This is a genomic window from Sphingomonas sp. GW821-FHT10C01 (assembly GCF_059415525.1).
In genome coordinates this window covers 337,093-353,812 of sequence record NZ_JBWKNK010000001.1, presented here as the reverse complement: position 1 = coordinate 353,812, position 16,720 = coordinate 337,093, and the positions used below count along the sequence as shown (strand labels likewise).

Annotated in this window: 19 protein-coding genes and 1 riboswitch; of the genes, 8 read left to right on the top strand and 11 right to left on the bottom strand. The window is 67.0% G+C overall.

Going from position 1 to position 16,720, the window contains the following annotated elements; genetic code table 11:
* Positions 1–60 precede the first annotated feature (60 nt).
* From AC07M1_RS01835 to thiC, 3 genes are all read right to left on the bottom strand, one after another.
* On the bottom strand, positions 61–498 hold the full coding sequence (locus tag AC07M1_RS01835) for a hypothetical protein (protein WP_495160863.1): 438 nt from the start codon (positions 496–498) through the stop codon (positions 61–63).
* A gap of 93 nt (positions 499–591) precedes the next feature.
* A complete protein-coding gene (locus AC07M1_RS01830) occupies positions 592–975 on the bottom strand; it encodes a hypothetical protein (RefSeq protein WP_495160862.1) in 384 nt (127 codons plus the stop codon).
* A gap of 71 nt (positions 976–1,046) precedes the next feature.
* Positions 1,047–2,906, bottom strand: a complete 1,860-nt coding sequence (thiC, locus tag AC07M1_RS01825; protein ID WP_495160861.1) for a phosphomethylpyrimidine synthase ThiC — start codon at positions 2,904–2,906, stop codon at positions 1,047–1,049.
* A 35-nt stretch (positions 2,907–2,941) separates the two neighbouring features.
* A riboswitch (TPP riboswitch) is annotated at positions 2,942–3,049 on the bottom strand.
* A gap of 98 nt (positions 3,050–3,147) precedes the next feature.
* Here thiC and AC07M1_RS01820 point away from each other — a divergent pair.
* Entirely contained in the window at positions 3,148–4,083 is a 936-nt protein-coding gene (locus AC07M1_RS01820; RefSeq protein WP_495160860.1) for a DUF4189 domain-containing protein, read from the top strand.
* A 19-nt stretch (positions 4,084–4,102) separates the two neighbouring features.
* Here the strand turns inward: AC07M1_RS01820 and AC07M1_RS01815 are convergent, their stop codons facing one another.
* The 5 genes from AC07M1_RS01815 to AC07M1_RS01795 all read right to left on the bottom strand — a co-directional run bounded on the left by AC07M1_RS01815 (position 4,103) and on the right by AC07M1_RS01795 (position 7,622).
* Positions 4,103–5,005: a MipA/OmpV family protein gene (locus AC07M1_RS01815; RefSeq protein ID WP_495160859.1), complete on the bottom strand. Its 903-nt coding sequence runs from the start codon at positions 5,003–5,005 to the stop codon at positions 4,103–4,105.
* Positions 5,006–5,074: 69 nt separating this feature from the next.
* Positions 5,075–5,470, bottom strand: coding sequence for a DUF2141 domain-containing protein (locus AC07M1_RS01810; RefSeq protein ID WP_495160858.1), 396 nt, complete (start codon positions 5,468–5,470; stop codon positions 5,075–5,077).
* Positions 5,436–6,206 carry a sterol desaturase family protein gene (locus tag AC07M1_RS01805; protein ID WP_495160857.1) on the bottom strand — a complete coding sequence of 257 codons (771 nt, stop codon included), beginning with the start codon at positions 6,204–6,206 and terminating at the stop codon, positions 5,436–5,438. Before AC07M1_RS01805 ends, AC07M1_RS01810 begins: the two co-directional genes overlap by 35 nt.
* Before the next feature lie 9 nt (positions 6,207–6,215).
* Positions 6,216–6,830 (bottom strand): DUF2585 domain-containing protein, encoded by a 615-nt coding sequence (locus AC07M1_RS01800; protein ID WP_495160856.1) that lies wholly within the window; start codon positions 6,828–6,830, stop codon positions 6,216–6,218.
* Between the two features lie 183 nt (positions 6,831–7,013).
* Positions 7,014–7,622 (bottom strand): TetR/AcrR family transcriptional regulator, encoded by a 609-nt coding sequence (locus AC07M1_RS01795; RefSeq protein WP_495160855.1) that lies wholly within the window; start codon positions 7,620–7,622, stop codon positions 7,014–7,016.
* 66 nt (positions 7,623–7,688) lie between these two features.
* Between AC07M1_RS01795 and AC07M1_RS01790 the strand changes: the two genes are divergently transcribed.
* The 6 genes from AC07M1_RS01790 to AC07M1_RS01765 are packed head-to-tail and all read left to right on the top strand — an operon-like array spanning position 7,689 to position 12,765.
* Positions 7,689–8,303 carry a glutathione binding-like protein gene (locus AC07M1_RS01790; protein WP_495160854.1) on the top strand — a complete coding sequence of 205 codons (615 nt, stop codon included), beginning with the start codon at positions 7,689–7,691 and terminating at the stop codon, positions 8,301–8,303.
* A gap of 58 nt (positions 8,304–8,361) precedes the next feature.
* Positions 8,362–9,522 carry a lycopene beta-cyclase CrtY gene (gene crtY, locus AC07M1_RS01785; protein WP_495160853.1) on the top strand — a complete coding sequence of 387 codons (1,161 nt, stop codon included), beginning with the start codon at positions 8,362–8,364 and terminating at the stop codon, positions 9,520–9,522.
* Positions 9,519–10,994 (top strand): phytoene desaturase, encoded by a 1,476-nt coding sequence (locus AC07M1_RS01780; protein ID WP_495160852.1) that lies wholly within the window; start codon positions 9,519–9,521, stop codon positions 10,992–10,994. The genes crtY and AC07M1_RS01780 overlap by 4 nt, the downstream gene beginning before the upstream one ends.
* A 5-nt stretch (positions 10,995–10,999) precedes the next feature.
* Positions 11,000–11,581 carry an LOG family protein gene (locus AC07M1_RS01775; RefSeq protein ID WP_495162794.1) on the top strand — a complete coding sequence of 194 codons (582 nt, stop codon included), beginning with the start codon at positions 11,000–11,002 and terminating at the stop codon, positions 11,579–11,581.
* A 17-nt stretch (positions 11,582–11,598) separates the two neighbouring features.
* Entirely contained in the window at positions 11,599–12,519 is a 921-nt protein-coding gene (locus AC07M1_RS01770; RefSeq protein WP_495162793.1) for a phytoene/squalene synthase family protein, read from the top strand.
* A gap of 51 nt (positions 12,520–12,570) precedes the next feature.
* Positions 12,571–12,765: a hypothetical protein gene (locus tag AC07M1_RS01765; protein ID WP_495160851.1), complete on the top strand. Its 195-nt coding sequence runs from the start codon at positions 12,571–12,573 to the stop codon at positions 12,763–12,765.
* A 4-nt stretch (positions 12,766–12,769) separates the two neighbouring features.
* Here AC07M1_RS01765 and AC07M1_RS01760 read toward each other — a convergent pair whose 3' ends face one another.
* Both AC07M1_RS01760 and AC07M1_RS01755 read right to left on the bottom strand, forming a co-directional pair.
* Positions 12,770–13,162, bottom strand: coding sequence for a hypothetical protein (locus AC07M1_RS01760; RefSeq protein WP_495160850.1), 393 nt, complete (start codon positions 13,160–13,162; stop codon positions 12,770–12,772).
* 51 nt (positions 13,163–13,213) lie between these two features.
* Positions 13,214–13,444, bottom strand: a complete 231-nt coding sequence (locus AC07M1_RS01755; protein ID WP_495160849.1) for a hypothetical protein — start codon at positions 13,442–13,444, stop codon at positions 13,214–13,216.
* A gap of 79 nt (positions 13,445–13,523) precedes the next feature.
* Between AC07M1_RS01755 and AC07M1_RS01750 the strand changes: the two genes are divergently transcribed.
* Positions 13,524–15,341 (top strand): ABCB family ABC transporter ATP-binding protein/permease, encoded by a 1,818-nt coding sequence (locus AC07M1_RS01750; protein WP_495160848.1) that lies wholly within the window; start codon positions 13,524–13,526, stop codon positions 15,339–15,341.
* A gap of 35 nt (positions 15,342–15,376) precedes the next feature.
* Here AC07M1_RS01750 and AC07M1_RS01745 read toward each other — a convergent pair whose 3' ends face one another.
* Complete coding sequence (locus AC07M1_RS01745) at positions 15,377–16,702, bottom strand: dihydroorotase (RefSeq protein WP_495160847.1); 1,326 nt, start codon at positions 16,700–16,702, stop codon at positions 15,377–15,379.
* Between the last annotated feature and the right edge of the window lie 18 nt (positions 16,703–16,720).

The following is a 16,720-nucleotide window of genomic DNA, read 5'->3' as shown; positions in this document are numbered from 1 at the left end:
GTTGCAAATAGCCAACCCGCGTCGGTCAGAATGTGCGCGTGCCGACCCTGCAAGAGCACTCTACCAGACCTCCACCACCGTCTCATACTCGCCGCCCGCGCGCTGGCTGTGCCAGGCCTTGAAGCGGATGCGGGTGGGGATGATGCTGTCGCCCTTATAGTCGGGCACGATGCGCATCTGGTCGATCGCCCCTTCCTCCACGTCCCTTTCGAGCACGCTGATCAGCAGCGAGCGGGCCTCGGCCGCTTCGGGGGTGACGTAGACGATATTGTGCCGATCCTTCGCCGGGCCGCCGAGTTCGGTGGGGAAGAGGTGGATCTTCACCAGCCCGCCTTCGCGGACGAGGCGGTTGGCGGCGGCCTTGGTGGTGACGGTGGTGAAATCGGGGGCGGCGGGTGCGGCATCCCTCTCCTGCGCCATCGCCGCGGACATGAGGATCAGCGCGCCCAGCGCGAGCAGCATGCCGGCGAGCGCCAGCCCCAATCGTCCCCACCGCATCGCCATTCCTCCCCCAAATGCGGGAAGGCTAACGGCCTTCGCATCGAGAATGGCGGCAAGCCGGTCCGTTTCGGAGATGACTCCCCGGCGCGCTCAATTCTGCGGGAGCGGCGGCGTGCCCTTATCGCGCGACCGCGCCTCGGCAATGGTCGCGAGCGCCGCGTCGCGGCGGGCCGGGGACTTGGGATCGGCACGCCATTCGGTGCAGGCATTGGCAGCCGCCTCATAGCCGGCCGCCTGATATTTGCGGATTTCCCAGCGGCGAGCCTGAGCCTGTTTCTGCTCGGGGGTGTCGTTGGCGTCGCAAGGCATCGGGTGGCCGCTGCCGTCGCCGCAATCCATCGGCCCCTCGTTCATCGCGGCCAGCACCAGAAGCGTATGGAGTTTCGCCGCCCGCTCGCATTCGGCCTTCAGCGTATCGCCCGCGAGCAGGATGCCGGGAGTTGCGACGACAAGGGCCAGGGCAAACAGGGGCATCGATCCTCCACGGGCAAGCTATGCCCGTGGAGGATCGAGGGTTGCCCGGCGCCGGTCAAGCCGGTGCCGCGTCAATCGTGTTCGCGGTCGCCCTGGCCCATGTACAGCTCGCGGCCGGTCTCGTGGTAGAGCTTCGACATCGCGGCCATGCCGGCTTCGGCTTCCTCGGCGGCGACGAAGGTTTCGACCGGGGCATTCTGCTTGGCGGCGAATTCGCGCACTTCGGCGGTGATCTTCATCGAGCAGAATTTGGGGCCGCACATCGAGCAGAAATGCGCGGTCTTAGCGCCCTCCGCGGGCAGGGTCTGGTCGTGATACTTTTCGGCCGTGTCGGGATCGAGCGACAGGTTGAACTGGTCGCGCCAGCGGAATTCGAAGCGGGCGCGTGACAGCGCGTCGTCGCGCATCTTGGCAGCCGGGTGGCCCTTGGCGAGATCGGCGGCGTGGGCGGCGAGCTTGTAGGTCACCACGCCGACCTTGACGTCGTCGCGGTCGGGGAGACCCAAATGCTCCTTGGGCGTGACGTAGCAGAGCATCGCCGTGCCGTACCAGCCGATCATCGCGGCGCCGATGCCGCTGGTGATATGGTCATAGCCCGGCGCGATGTCGGTGGTGAGCGGCCCCAAGGTGTAGAAGGGCGCCTCGCCGCAGGCCTGCAGCTGCTTGTCCATATTCTCCTTGATCTTGTGCATCGGGACATGGCCCGGCCCTTCGATCATCACCTGGACGTCCTGTTCCCAGGCGCGCTTGGTCAGTTCGCCCAGCGTGTAGAGCTCGGCGAACTGCGCCTCGTCATTGGCGTCGGCGATCGAGCCGGGGCGCAGGCCGTCGCCGAGCGAATAGGCGATGTCATAGGCTTTGCAGATCTCGGTGATCTCGTCGAAATGCTCGTAGAGGAAGCTCTCGCGGTGGTGGCTGAGGCACCATTTCGCCATGATCGAGCCGCCGCGGCTGACGATGCCGGTGACGCGCTTGGCGGTGAGCGGGATATAGGGCAGGCGCACGCCGGCGTGGATCGTGAAATAGTCGACGCCCTGCTCGGCCTGCTCGATCAGCGTGTCGCGGAATATCTCCCAGGTCAGGTCCTCGGCGATGCCGCCGACCTTTTCGAGCGCCTGGTAGATCGGCACGGTGCCGACGGGGACGGGCGAGTTGCGCAGGATCCATTCGCGGGTGTCGTGGATGTTGCGGCCGGTCGACAGGTCCATGATCGTGTCGGCGCCCCAGCGGATCGCCCACACCATCTTGTCGACTTCCTGGGCGACGTCGGAGGCGACCGCGGAGTTGCCGATATTGGCGTTGATCTTGACCAGGAAGTTGCGGCCGATCGCCATCGGCTCGGATTCGGGGTGGTTGATGTTGTTGGGGATGATCGCGCGGCCGCGGGCGACCTCGTCGCGGACGAATTCGGGGGTGACATAGTCGGGGATCGAGGCGCCCCAGTCCTGGCCGTCGCGGACATACTCCTTGAGCATCTCCCGGCCGAGATTCTCGCGGGTGGCGACATATTCCATCTCGGGCGTGATGATGCCGCGGCGGGCATAGTACATCTGGCTGACATTGGCGCCGGGCTTGGCGCGGAGGACGCGCTTGCGGACATTGGGGAAGGGCTGGACACCGCCCGAGCGGTCGGGGCCGAGCTGGCCGTTATCCTCGGGGCGGACCTCGCGCTGGTCGACTTCCTCGACATCACCGCGATTGCGGATCCAGTCGCGGCGCAGCTCGGGCAGGCCGGCCATGATGTCGATCCGGGCTTCCGGGTCGGTGTAGGGGCCGGAGCAGTCATAGACGCGCAGCGGCGGCTCGCCCGAGGACGGCTCGAGATGAATCTCGCGCATCGCGACGCCGAGCGGGCCGACATGGATCTTCTTGCTGCCGCGGATCGGGCCGGTGGTGACCTTCAGCTCGGTGCGGGCGGGGATATCGGCCATTCGTCATGCTCCTCAGGCGGGAGCATACGGTTTTCGGGTGAAAGCCGCCCACTCCCTACGCCGGTGTCAACCGGATCAGGTTCAGCGGGTCGGTGGCTCCTGCCACCCTCTCAAGCGCGGATCGGCGCTCCCCCGGGGATGGGCGGACATTAGGGGCCGGGGCGGGAAAGGTCCAGCGGGCGATTTGCCCGTGGACAGGCCGGCCGCAGCGAGTCCTAATGGCCGCAACTGGAGGGGTCACATGATGCAGATGATCGAGATGCGCCGGGTTGGTCTGATGCTGGCGACCGCGCTGGCCTGGCTGCTTTGGCCGGCGCAGGCACACGCACAGGCCTTTCCGTGCAGCGGCGGCAGCAACGGCGCCGGCCCCGGCGAGCGGATGGTGGGCATGTCGCCGGGCGGCCCCACCAATCCATCCTTCCCGCTGTGCGTGCGCGACGATAGCGGCGGCTCCGCGCCGTCGGCACCCAGCGGGCCGGTCAACAGCTATGCCGCGCTCGCCTGGCATGCCGATGCCGCCGACGTTTGGGTCGACGGCAACTACGTCAGCGGCAACAACATCGCCGAGCGCGGCGCGCTCGACGCATGCAACCGGGTGATGGGCGGCGGTTGCGCGTCCCCGGGCACCTGGTCGAATTCGTCGATGGCGATCATCCGCGACCGGGGCGGCGACCTGTTCAAGGGGTGGCTCGGCGACGGCGGCGCGGAACGCGACAAGGTGCTGGCCGAATGCTCGGCCAAGCAATTGCTGCCGTGCGAGGTGATCGCGACGATCCGGTCGAGCACCAACCGGCGCTCGCCCGGTGCCTCGGCGCGCAAGCTCTATGCGGTTTCGGCCTGGGTCGCCGGCACCGACGGCTATGACGGGAAGCTCTATATCGTGAGCGGCCATCGCAACCTCGCCGCGGCGACGGACGCCGCGATCAAGGCGTGCACCGATGCCACGTCACGCAAATGCGAAACCAATGCGTGGAGCGGAAACGGGTTCATCCAGGCCTATCAGATGGATGGCGGCGATGGCGGCGCCACCGCCGAAACATCGGCGCAGCGCGCGAAGGACGCGGCGCGAGTCAATTGCAGGAAGCGCAACAGCAAGTCGTGCACGCTCGAAGCGCAGTTCGACAGCCGCAAGCCGGGGCTGTTCGTGCATGATTTCCGCAAGGCCAAGGCGCCCTAGGCCAAAGCAACATCTTCGCTCAGAAGGTCAGCGCCAGCCCCGCGCCGCCGGTCCATTGGTTTCGCGATCCGGCGATGCTGACGAGCGGGCTGTCGGCGAAGTCGCCGAGGATCCTGGAGTAGCTGAAGCCCGTGACCAGCGCGAGGCCCTTGGTCAGATCCCCGGTCAGCGCGACGGTGAACATGCCGCCCATGGCGACGTTCTTCTGTCCGCCCCTGGGCATGAAGACCGGAAGGCCGCTGGCGACGCTGCCCGAAGGGGTTACGCCGAAATAGGTGCGGGCATAGTCGTCGTCCGCGAATTCCGAGGTGGCGAACAGGCCGACCAGGGTCTTGGTGCTGAGCGGCGTCATATAGTTGATCGTGGGGGTCCAGACGCCGCCCTTGTGGACGCCCGTCACGTCGTGACGATAGCTCAAGGTGACCGAGAGCTTGTCAAAGTCGCTGGTGATCACGCCGGTCCGGCCGATCCCGATATAGCCGCCCAGTTCGAGCGCGGTATCGACCTTGCCCAGCGCCCTGACCCGGGCATCCTCGACCGCGCTGAGCTTCACGCGGTTGAGGTTGAGAACCGCGACCGGCCCCAGCTGGAAGTCCCAGCCCGGGCCGGTGGCGTTGGGAACGAGGTCGAGGCTGACGCGGTTGGCGAGCAGCGTGATGCTCATCCCGGCGATCGTGCCCTGAACCGCCGGAATCGGCGACCAGGTGTGATCGTTCGACCCTTCATAATCGGGGAAATAGGCGACGCCCGCACCGATCGACAGCCGTGCCTTGCCCTCTTCGGCGGCTTGCGCGACCGCCGGAGGCGCGGCGTCGGCCTGACCCTCACCGGTTTGCCGCGCGCCGTCCGCATCCTGAGCGAAAGCGGGAACGGTGGCCAGCGAGGTGGCCGCCAAGAGCGGAGCGAGCAAGGCGATACGCATAAAGGGAGCTTCCCGGAACTGTTTCAGGAAAGCAACGCCGCATCGTACAAATGGATGCAAAACAAGTTATTACAGAAGGTAACGCATCCGAACCGATTGCGGCGCGCCGGTATCGCCGACCGCGAAACGCGCCGCGTCGAATTTGGGCGGGCCGAAGCCGATCGCGGGGTTGCGGCTGAACCCGAACCCCTCGCGCGGGATGCCCATCAGCGTGTCGAGCCTGGCATTGCCATTTTCGTCATGGATGATCGCGGCGGCATAATTGCCCGGCGCCAGCCCCTCGAACTTCACGACAGTCTGGGTCGCGGGCACCGAGCGGGTCACCGCCTGCGCGTCGTTCTTGCAATCGGGGAAGCTTTGCGCTCGGGCGGTAAGGCAGATGCGCAGCACGCCCTTTTGCGAGCGCAGCTTCTGAACGTCGATCTCGAGACTAGCCGTCGGCGACGCGGCCGGCAGAAGCGGCACGGCCAGCGCGAGTATGGCCGCGCGCGAAATCGCCGAGCCCCTTGTCCGTGCCGCAGAACCGATCCCAGACCCGGAAATAGAGGCCATAATTGCACCCATAATGTTCATGGTGCCGCTGATGATGGCTGGCCGTGATCAGCCATGCCCCCAAAGGCCCCCGCCACATCGCACGGGGGAAGAGTTCCCACCCCATGTGATTGGTCACACCCATAACCGTCATGATCCCCAGCACAACGCCCAAAGCGGCGACATGAATGGGGATCAGGAAGACCAGCGCCGGGATCACCACCGCGCCGGTCAGCGCCTCGATCGGGTGGAAACTCATCGCCGCCCAGGCCGTCGGAGGCCGGCTGGCGTGGTGGACGGCGTGCGCGACGCGGAACAACGCCGGGCGATGCATCCAGCGATGCGTCCAGTAGAACCATGTATCGTGCGCCACGAGATAGAGCAGCACCGAGAGCGGGAGGTACCAGAGCGGAAAGACCGAGACGTCGGTGTAGATCCGCGTCCAGCCGCGATTCTGCCAGCCCCAGGCGACGATCCCCGCGGGCACGCCATAGATGGCGGCGCTGGCGAGGCTCCAGCCGATCTCCCGCCGCATCTGCGCGTCGAGGCCGCGATAGAGGCCGGGGTGCCGCAGCCGCGTCGCCCAGGCGAATGCCCCCGAAACGATCAGATAGCGCACCCCGACGATCAGCGTCATCGCGAGCGCGGAGAGGAGGACGGCGGCCAGCACGCCCCGATCCTACAACAATCCCCCCGCCGCCTGCCATGTCTTGATCGCCTCGACCGGCCAGACGAGCATCAGGACGTTGAGGGTGAGATTGTCGCGGATCAGCAACAGGGTCATCGCCTCGAACGCCAGCGCGAGCGCGATGGTCACGCGCACCGGCAGCTTCGCCGCGAGCCAGAAGCCCGCCGCCATCCAGCCGATATCGGCGATCGAATTGAGGATCGAATCGCCCGAATAGCCGAACGCCATCGTCGCCTCGCGATAGCGGTCGATGATCATCGGGGAATTCTCGAGCAGCTCCCACCCGCCCTCAAGTCCGACCGCCAGCGGCAATGCCCAGCGGCGGGCGGGGCCGCGCAGCACGAGATGCGCGAGGCCATAGAAGAGGAAGCCGTGGATGATGTGGCTGAACGTGTACCAGTCGGCGATGTGCTGGCTGTTCTCACTCGAATGGACCACGCCATGCCACAGCTTGATGCTGCCGCATTCGCAGATCGGCGGGCGATCCATCAGGAACAGCGTCACCGCGAACGCGATCACCAGATCGATCGCGAGGAACAGCGTGAACAGCGTCGGCAGCTGCGTGCCGCGCGCGGCGCGAGTGGTTTGAATGCCGATGCCCCCCATCGCGGATGGCTATGCCATGCGCCGATGCTGGCGACTAGATGCTCGCCTGGAGAAGCACCCAGCCGTCACCCCGGCCTTGTGTCGGGATCCACCGGGCGGCAGGCGACGGACAAGAGGCTGAAGGGTCTCCGGTTCGGATGCGTGGACCCCGGCACAAGGCCGGGGTGACGGTCGAGGCGCGGTTCAGGCCGGGGCGATCAGGTCGATACAGTCCTTGGCGGCGCGGTCGAGCTCGGCGCGCGACGCACCGGCACGGGCACGGACGCTCAGGGAATGGATCATCGCGGTGACCACCCGGGCCTGGACCTCGGGCGCGGTGCCGCCCGCCTGACGCAGCAGACGTTCGACCTGGACGTCCTCCATCGTCAGGAAATCGGCGATCCGCGCGCGCACATCGGAATCGATCACCGATTCGGTCGCGGCGGTGCTGATGAACAGGCATCCGGCAGGGCCGTCGTCGCCGGTGAGGAAGCCGTCGATCACCGCGCCGAGCATGGTTTCGAGCATCCCACGCACCGGCAGATCCGCCTCGCCCAACCGAACAAAGCCGCGTTCGGCCCGGGCGTGCGTGCGATCGAGCGCGGCGAGGTAGAGCGCCTTCTTGTCGCCGAACGCCGAATAGAGGCTGGGTCGGTTGAGCCGGGTCGCCGCCGCAAGTTCGTCGAGCGAGGTGCCCGAATAGCCGCCCGCGCGAAACCGCTCGGCCGCGGCCTTCAGCGCCGTGTCGGGATCGAACGCGCGGGGCCGGCCTCGTCTTTTCGCTTCATCGGGCCTTTTTGTACTATCTTGCATAAAATTCCTTGACCGACTCGATATTCATGCGAGACAGTACAAAAATCAACCCCAGGGAGTCGTGCCATGAAGCTTTACTTCACCCCTTTCGCCTGTTCGCTCGCCTCACGCATCGCGGTCGAGGAAGCGGGACTCGACGCCGATTTCGTCCAGGTGCTGCCCGGCCGGAAGCTCCCCGATGGCGGCGATTTCCTCGACATCAGCCCGATGGGCTATGTCCCGGCGCTGGAGACCAAGAGCGGCATCACGCTGACCGAGGGGCCGGCGGTGCTGCAATATCTCGCCGACAATGCCGAGGAGGGCGTGCTCGCCCCGGCGCTGTTCAGCGAGGAACGCTACCGGATGCAGCTGTGGCTGAATTTCGTGAGCACCGAGGTGCACAAGGCGGTGTTCGCGCCACTGTTCGCCAAGGAATCGAGCGATGCCGACAAGCAGGCCGCACTTGGCCGGGTCGCCAAGCCGTTCAAGGTCCTGTCGGAGCATCTAGTGGATCGCGCGCATCTGGGCGCGACCTTCACCGTTGCCGACGCCTATCTGTTGAGCGTGCTCAACTGGTGCGAGACCGCGGGCGTCGACATCGCCGCGTGGCCGGTGCTGCTCGGCTATCGCACCCAATTGCGCAAGCGCCCGTCGGTGGCCCGCGCGATGGCCGCGGAAATGCCGCTGCTCAAGGCCGCCTGATCGCAAGCCGCCGCCTAGCGGGGTTGCGGGTGCTGCCCCTGCCCCGTAAGCGGCGGCGATGCCAGCCATCCACCATTGTGACCTTGCCATTGTCGGCGGCGGGCTTGCCGGCGGGCTCATCGCCCTCGCCCTGCGCAAGCAACGTCCCGACCTCAACCTGCGCATCATCGAGGGTGGCGAGCGACTGGGCGGCGATCACCTGTGGTCCTTCTTCGCCAGCGACATCGCGGCCGCCGATCGCTGGCTGGTCGCGCCGCTGATTTCCTATGGCTGGGCGAGCTATGACGCGGCCTTTCCGGAGCATGCCCGCACGCTGAAGGCGCCCTATTACTCGATCGAGTCCGAGCGGTTCGACCGGGTGGTGCGCGCCGCCTGTCCCGAGGGCGCTGTCATGAGCGGGCGCAAGGTGCTGGGCGCCAGCGCGCGCGCGGTGGTGCTGGCCGATGGCGACCGGGTCGAGGCGGGCGGGGTGATCGATTGCCGGGGACCGGGCGACCTCTCCAAGCTCGACCTGGGCTGGCAGAAGTTCCTGGGCCAGGAGCTGGCGCTGGCCGAGCCGCACGATCTGAAGCGCCCGATCGTGATGGACGCGACGGTCGCGCAGCTCGACGGCTATCGCTTCGTCTATGCGCTGCCCTTCTCACCGACGCGGCTGTTCGTCGAGGATACCTATTACAGCGATACGCCGGAGATCGATGCCGACATACTGCGCCAGCGGATCGACGCCTGGACGCGCGCGCGCAACATCGCCGTCGAGGCGGTGCCGCGCGAGGAAACCGGCGTGTTGCCGGTCGCGATGGGCGGGGATTTCGAGGAATATTGGCGGTCGGGCGGCAATCGCGTCGCCAAGGGCGGGATGCGCGCCGGACTGTTCCACCCGGTCACCGGCTATTCGCTGCCCGATGCGGTGCGACTGGCGCGGCTGGTCGCCGATGCGACCAATCTCGACGGCACCGCGCTGCACGAGCTGACCTATGGCCATGCCCGGCGCCAGTGGCAGAAGCGCGGATTCTACCGCATCCTCTCCGCCATGTTGTTCCGCGCCGCCGAGCCGGAAGCGCGTTATCGTATCCTCGAACGCTTCTATCGACTGGACGCGGGGCTGATCGCACGCTTCTATGCGGGCCAGTCGAGCCTGCTGGATCGCGCACGGGTGCTGGCGGGCAAACCGCCGGTGCCGATCGGACGCGCCTGGCAGGCGATCAGGGGAACCATGTGAAGCGGGCAGTCGTCATCGGTGCGGGGTTCGGCGGGTTGGCGCTCGCGATCCGGCTGCAATCCGCGGGGGTCGATACCGTGCTGGTCGAGGCGCGGGACAAGCCCGGCGGCCGCGCTTACTATTGGGAGAAGGACGGCTTCACCTTCGACGCCGGGCCGACCGTGATCACCGCGCCCGAGGCGCTGGAGGAATTGTGGGCATTGTCGGGCCATCGCATGGCCGACGACGTCACGCTGGCACCGGTCAACCCCTTCTACCGCCTCAACTGGGTCGACGGGACCAGCTTCGACTACACCAATGACGATGCGGTGCTGACCAGCGAGATCGCCAAGCTCGATCCCGCCGACATCGCCGGATATCGCCGCTTCCTCGACTATTCGGCGGGGGTGTACCGCGAGGGCTATGAGAAGCTCGGCCATGTGGCGTTTCTCGACTTCAGATCGATGATCAAGGCGGCGCCCCATCTGGCGAAATACCAGGCGTGGCGCAGCGTCTATTCGATGGTGTCGTCGTTCGTGAAGAACGAAAAGCTGCGCCAGGCGCTGTCGTTCCACACGCTGCTGGTCGGCGGCAATCCGATGACGACCAGCGCCATCTATGCGCTGATCCACAAGCTTGAGCGCGACAGCGGGGTATGGTGCGCGATCGGCGGCACCAACCGGCTGGTCGCGGGGATGGTGCGGCTGTTCGAGCGGCTGGGCGGGGTGCTGAGGCTCGGCGATCCGGTGGCGGAGATCGAGACGCTGGGCGAGCGCGCGACAGCGGTGGTGACGAAGAGCGGCGAGCGGTTCGAGGCCGATGCGATCGCGAGCAACGCCGACCTGATCCACAGCTATCGCGACCTGCTCAAAACCTCACGCAGCGCGCAGCGCACCGCGGCGCGGCTCGAGAAGAAGCGCTTCTCGCCCTCATTGTTCCTCGTCCATTTCGGGATCAAGGGCACCTGGCCGGGCATCCCGCACCACATGATCCTGTTCGGCCCGCGCTATAAGGGCCTGCTCGAGGACATTTACGACCATGGCGTGCTGAGCCAGGACTTCTCGCTCTATCTCCACCACCCGACCGTGACCGATCCCAGCCTGGCGCCGGAGGGCCATTCGACCTTCTACGCGCTCGCGCCGGTGCCGCATCTCGGCAAGTTCCCGGTCGACTGGAGCGATATCGCCCCGGTGCTGGAGAAGCGTATCCTCGACGAGGTCGGGCGGCGGCTGATCCCCGACATCCATGAGCGGATCGTCACCAAGTTCAGCTACGCGCCCAGCGATTTCCGCGACGATCTTGGCGCGCATCTGGGCAGCGCGTTCAGCCTGGAGCCGACCCTGTCGCAGAGCGCCTATTTCCGTGCGCACAACCGCGACCCATCGATCGACAACCTCTATTTCGTCGGCGCCGGCACGCATCCGGGCGCGGGCATTCCCGGCGTGGTCGGTAGCGCGAAAGCCACCGCCACGCTCATGCTGGAGCAACCATGATTCCCCTGAAGCGTCTCGCCATTTATTGCGGCTCGGCCACGCCGAGCGACCCCGTCTATGTCGAGAATGCCCGCTTCGTCGGCCGCACCCTGGCCGAGCGCGGGATCGGCGTGGTCTATGGCGGCGGGCGGCTGGGGCTGATGGGCGCGGTGGCGGACGCGGCGCTGGAGGCGGGCGGCGAGGTGATCGGCGTGATCCCGCAGGCGCTGGTCGATGCCGAGGTGGCGCATCGCGGCTGCACCGAGCTGCACATCGTCCGCACGATGCACGAGCGCAAACAGGCCTTCACCGACATTTCGGACGGCTTCATCACCTTGCCCGGCGGCACCGGGACGATGGATGAGCTGTGGGAAGCGATGAGCTGGGCGCAGATCGGCTATCACGCCAAGCCGGTGGGCCTGCTCAACACCGCCAACTTCTATGACGGGCTGATCGCGTTCGTGAAGACGATGGGGGAAGTCGGGTTTCTGCGGCCGCAGCACCAGGGGCTGCTGATCATCGACGATCAACTCGACGGTCTGCTGGACAAGATGGCCGCGCACGTCCCCGCGACGACGATCGGTCAGATCGGCAGCAAGGACCTGTGAGCCCGCCCAGCCGCGCCCTGGTGGTCGCGGCGGCGCAGGACAGTATCGCGCGCGGATCGCGCAGCTTCGCGATGGCGAGCCAGATCTTCGATCCGGCGACGCGCGAGCGGGCCTGGCTGCTCTACGCCTGGTGCCGTGCGTGCGATGATCTCGCGGATGGACAGGAGCTGGGGCACGATGCCAAGCCGGTCACCGACCCGGCGGCGCGGCTGGCACAGATCCGCAACCTGACCGGCACGGCGCTGGCGGGGGAAGCGACGGGGGATCCGGCGTTCGACGCGCTAGGGATCGTCGCGCGGGAAATCGACCTGCCGCACCGCTTCGTCCACGACCTGATCGAGGGGTTCGCGCTCGACGCAAAGGGGTGGTTCCCGCGCAGCGAGGACGATCTGCTGCGCTATTGCTACCATGTCGCGGGCGCGGTCGGGTGCATGATGGCGGTGGTGATGGGGGTCGATCCCAGGGACGAGGCGACGCTCGACCGCGCCTGTGATCTCGGCATCGCGTTCCAGCTCGCCAACATCGCGCGCGATATCGAGGCCGACGACCGCATCGGCCGCTGCTATCTGCCCGTCGACTGGCTGGTCGAGATGGATATCCCGCCGGGCCAGCACATGAAGCCGCCCTTCCGGCCGCGGCTTGTCGTCATCGCGAAATGGCTGGGAGACATGGCCGAATCCTATGGCGCGAGCGCGCGACACGGGACCCCAGCGCTCGGCTTCCGCTCCGCCTGGGCGGTGCTGGCGGCGACCGGAATCTATGGCGGCATCGCGCGCGAAGTGGTGGCTCGCGGCGGGCATGCCTGGGACCATCGCGCCGCGACCAGCAACTGGCAGAAGCTCGGCTGGCTGGCGCGCGCGTTGCCGCAAGCCGCTTTCCGCGCCCGCCTCTATCCCCCAGCTCCACGTCCGGCGGACCTTTGGCTTCGGCCGCGTTAACCGCGTTCGGCGACGGCCCGGAAATGGGAACGACGCATAACGGGGATCGGTATGACCGCGTTATCGCTTAACCTCTCCCGCGCGCTCGCGAAGGGCCGTGCAGCCCCCGCCCCGCCCGCGAGCCGCGCGGATCTTTTGCTCACCCTGCTGCGCAAACGCGCCGCCGCGCACAATGCCGGCGCGGAGGAGCTTGAAGCGCTGTTGCGCGATCAGATCCTGTGGGCGCTGCCCATCGTACGCTGCTGAACCCTCAGGCGGGCCAAACCGACAGCCGTGAGCCGATACACCCGCCTGACAGGGGCGCCGCCACCGCTGCGATCTGCATCCAGAGCGGATGCGGGATCACGAACAGGGTCGCCACCCCGAAGGCGATGCCGATCGCGACGACGATCCAGCCCGCGCTCGGCCAGCGCGCGATCCGGTTCGCCACCCAGGCTCCGGCCAGCGCGCCCAGGAACCACGCGACCACCACCGCGACCTTTGCCGGCAGCGGAATCTGACTCATCAGCCCGGCAAGCTGGGCGGGATCGGCAGGGTTCAGGCCGGGCGGCGGCGGCCAGATACTGTGGCCGATCGCTTCGGCGATCCACACGACCGCGATCAACGCGGCGAGGCCTGCCAGAATCCCGAGGAACTTTCGCATCGCGCTCTCCCCTGTCGGGGAGGGAGATTATCACGGAACGCGCAAAAACCCCTAACCGCGCGGCACCCGCGTTTCGGTGCGCGCCATCTGCTCGCCACGGCGCTGGCACGCGGCAACGATTACCGGGAAGGACAGATCGGCGTGGCGGGGGAGTACCTGCGTCATCGCGGCCTGGCAGTGCGCCGCGCTCTCATACCGGACCGGCTCGACCCGCGCCTCGCGACATTGCGACTGATCGTCGCCGCAGCCAAGGATCGCCATTACGTAGAAAACGGGTTCCATCGTCTCGCTCCTCGCCATCATAACGGATGGCGGTGGAGCTTTGTTGCATCCGGGGCCTGGCAGCCCCAGATTGGCGCCCATGCCGCCACAGACCGCTTCCACCGGCGGCGAACGCCCGTTGTTCGCCACGCTCCGACGCTTCCTCCCCTATCTCTGGCCCGTCGGAATGCCGGGATTGAAGGCGCGCATCATCGGCGCGCTGCTGCTGGTGCTGCTGTCCAAGGTGGTCCAGGTCTATGGCGCGGCCTATGCGCTCAAGGCTGCGGTCGACAGCATGGCGCTGAACGACCGCGGCGTGGTGACCTTCGTCATCCTGATGGTCATCGGTTATGCCGCCGCGCGGCTGTTCACCACATTGTTCGACAATCTGCGCAACGCGGTGTTCGAGAAGGTCGGGCAGGACGCGACGCGGCGGCTCGCCATCGTCACCTTCCGCCACCTCCACCAGCTGTCGTTGCGCTTCCACCTCGAGCGCCGCACAGGTGCCGTCACCAAGGTGGTCGAACGCGGCACCAAGAGCATCGATTCGATGCTTTACTTCCTGCTCTTCAACATCGCCCCGACGATCCTGGAACTCGCGCTGGTGCTGCAGATCTTCGGCAGCAAGTTCGGCTGGTGGCTGGTCGCGTCGACCATGGCGATGGTCATCATCTACATCGCCTTCACGCGCTGGATTACCGACTGGCGCTCCAAGCTGCGCGAGCAGATGAACGACCTCGACACCGGCGCGGTCGCGCACGCAGTGGATTCGCTGCTGAATTTCGAGACGGTGAAATATTTCAACGCCGAGAAGCGCGAGGCCGACCGCTATTCGGCTGCCGTCGACGCCTATGCCAAGGCGGCGGTGAAGAGCGAGAACTCGCTCGCCTGGCTCAACATGGGCCAGTCGCTGATCACCAATGTGATGCTGGGCGCTGGGATGGCGGTGGTCGCCTGGGGCTGGTCCTCGGGCGACTTCACCGCGGGCGACGTCGTGTTCGTCTCGACACTGCTGAGCCAGCTGTTCCGTCCGCTCGACATGCTCGGCTGGGTCTATCGCACGATCCGCCAGGGCGTGATCGACATGGGCGCGATGTTCGACCTGATCGATACCGATGCCGAGGTGAAGGATGCGCCCGGCGCCGCCGCGCTGCAGGTGTCACGGGGCGAGGTGCGGTTCGAGGATGTGCATTTCGGCTATGATGCCGAGCGCGACATCCTGAAGGGCATCGATCTGGTCATCGCGCCGGGCCAGACGGTCGCCGTGGTCGGGCCATCGGGTGCGGGCAAGTCGACGCTCGCACGCATCCTCTATCGCTTCTACGACCTTACCGGCGGGCGGGTGACGATCGACGGACAGGATATCAGCCAGGTGACGCAGGCATCCTTGCGCGCCGCGATCGGCATCGTCCCGCAGGACACGGTGCTGTTCAACGACACGGTCGGCTACAACATCGCCTATGGCCGCGAAGGCGCCACGCCCGAGCAGGTCGCGGCGGCGGCACGCGGCGCGGCGATCGCCGGGTTCATCGAGAGCATGCCGAGCGGCTACGACACGCGTGTCGGGGAGCGCGGGCTGAAGCTGTCCGGGGGAGAGAAGCAGCGCGTCGCGATCGCGCGCACGTTGCTCAAGGATCCGCCGATCCTGATCCTGGACGAGGCGACCAGCGCGCTGGATTCGCGGACGGAGGCGGAGATTCTCGACACGCTGGAGGCGATCGAGCGCGGACGGACCACGATCGTGATCGCGCATCGGCTATCGACGGTGGTCAATGCCGACCGCATCGTGGTGCTGGAGGCCGGGCGTATCGCCGAGCAGGGCACGCATGCCCAGCTGCTGGAACTGCGCGGCGTCTATGCCGAGATGTGGGCGCGCCAGCAGGCCGAGCGCGAGGCGGTGGCCGACGCGGCGGAGTAAGAACGTAGCCCTCCCCTTTAGGGAAGGGGCTTGGATCAACCGAACTCGACCGCCTCGAACCGTACCGGGCGACCATGCGCGGCATTGGCGAGCTGGCCGTCCCACATCACCTGACGCCCGCGAATGATCGTGCCGATCGGCTTGCCGGTGAGCTGGTCCCCGGTGAACGGCGACCAGCCGCAGCGCGAGGCGAGCCAGCTTTCCTCGACGGTCCACTGCTTCTTCAAATCGACCACGGTGAAGTCCGCGTCATAGCCGGCGGCGATCCGGCCCTTGCCCACCAGCCCGAACACGCGTTGCGGCCCGGCGCTGGTGAGATCGATCAGTCGCGCGAGCGTCGTGCGCCCCTTGGCGACATGGTCGAGCAGCAGCGGCAGCAGCGTCTGCACCCCGGGCATGCCGCTGGGTGAGGACGGATAGGGCTTGGCCTTCTCCTCGATCGTGTGCGGGGCGTGGTCGGAGCCGAGCACATCGGGCACGCCCTGGTTGAGCCAGTGCCACAGCCCGTCGCGATGCGCGGCCGAACGGATCGGCGGGTTCATCTGGGCATAGGTACCAAGACGCGGATAGGCGTCCTCGCCCGCCAGCGTCAGATGCTGGGGCGTCACCTCGCACGTCGCGATGTCCTTATGCTGGCCGAGCAGCTCCAGCTCGGCGGGGGTGGTGACGTGGAGGACGTGGATGCGGCGCCGCGCCTCGCGCGCGAGTTTCAGGATCCGGCGCGTGGCCATGATCGCGCTTTCGTCGTCGCGCCACACCGGGTGCGAGGACGGATCGCCGGCGACGCGCTCGCCCTCGCGATCGTTCATGCGGAATTCGTCCTCGGCATGGATCGCGACGCGGCGATGGCCCGAAGCGAGCACGCGCGCGAGATTGGCGTCGTCCGACACCAGCAGATCGCCGGTCGAGGCGCCCATGAAGATCTTGACCCCGGCGGTGCCCGGCATCCGCTCGAGCTCGGCCAGGTCGGCGGCGTTGTTGTTGGTCGCGCCGACATAGAAGGCGTGGTCGCACCACATCCGGTCCTTGGCGCGCGCGAGCTTGTCGTTCACCGCGTCGGCGGTGTCGGTGTTGGGCTTGGTGTTCGGCATCTCGAACACCGCGGTCACCCCGCCCAGCACCGCGGCGCGGCTGCCGGATTCAAGGTCTTCCTTGGCCTCGAGCCCCGGCTCGCGGAAATGGACCTGGCTGTCGATCACGCCGGGCAGGATATCGAGGCCGGTACAGTCGATCGTCTCGCCGGCGTCGCCGGTGGCACCGATCGCGACGATCTTGCCGTCGCGCACGCCGATATCGACCTGGGCGGGGCCGCCGGGCAGGTGCACCGTGCCGCCGGTGAGCTTGAGATCGAAGGTCGCCATATCAGCCTCTTTTGCAGT

Excerpts from the sequence above, each read along its gene's own strand:
- AC07M1_RS01820 (WP_495160860.1), top strand. The coding sequence starts at position 3,148 with ATGATGCAGATGATCGAGATGCGCCGGGTTGGTCTGATGCTGGCGACC.
- crtY (WP_495160853.1), top strand. The coding sequence starts at position 8,362 with ATGCCAGCCATCCACCATTGTGACCTTGCCATTGTCGGCGGCGGGCTT.
- AC07M1_RS01765 (WP_495160851.1), top strand. The coding sequence starts at position 12,571 with ATGACCGCGTTATCGCTTAACCTCTCCCGCGCGCTCGCGAAGGGCCGT.
- AC07M1_RS01790 (WP_495160854.1), top strand. The coding sequence starts at position 7,689 with ATGAAGCTTTACTTCACCCCTTTCGCCTGTTCGCTCGCCTCACGCATC.
- AC07M1_RS01755 (WP_495160849.1), bottom strand. The coding sequence starts at position 13,444 with ATGGAACCCGTTTTCTACGTAATGGCGATCCTTGGCTGCGGCGACGAT.
- AC07M1_RS01745 (WP_495160847.1), bottom strand. The coding sequence starts at position 16,702 with ATGGCGACCTTCGATCTCAAGCTCACCGGCGGCACGGTGCACCTGCCC.
- AC07M1_RS01750 (WP_495160848.1), top strand. The coding sequence starts at position 13,524 with ATGCCGCCACAGACCGCTTCCACCGGCGGCGAACGCCCGTTGTTCGCC.
- AC07M1_RS01815 (WP_495160859.1), bottom strand. The coding sequence starts at position 5,005 with ATGCGTATCGCCTTGCTCGCTCCGCTCTTGGCGGCCACCTCGCTGGCC.
- thiC (WP_495160861.1), bottom strand. The coding sequence starts at position 2,906 with ATGGCCGATATCCCCGCCCGCACCGAGCTGAAGGTCACCACCGGCCCG.
- AC07M1_RS01835 (WP_495160863.1), bottom strand. The coding sequence starts at position 498 with ATGCGGTGGGGACGATTGGGGCTGGCGCTCGCCGGCATGCTGCTCGCG.
- AC07M1_RS01830 (WP_495160862.1), bottom strand. The coding sequence starts at position 975 with ATGCCCCTGTTTGCCCTGGCCCTTGTCGTCGCAACTCCCGGCATCCTG.
- AC07M1_RS01800 (WP_495160856.1), bottom strand. The coding sequence starts at position 6,830 with ATGGGGGGCATCGGCATTCAAACCACTCGCGCCGCGCGCGGCACGCAG.
- AC07M1_RS01760 (WP_495160850.1), bottom strand. The coding sequence starts at position 13,162 with ATGCGAAAGTTCCTCGGGATTCTGGCAGGCCTCGCCGCGTTGATCGCG.
- AC07M1_RS01795 (WP_495160855.1), bottom strand. The coding sequence starts at position 7,622 with ATGCAAGATAGTACAAAAAGGCCCGATGAAGCGAAAAGACGAGGCCGG.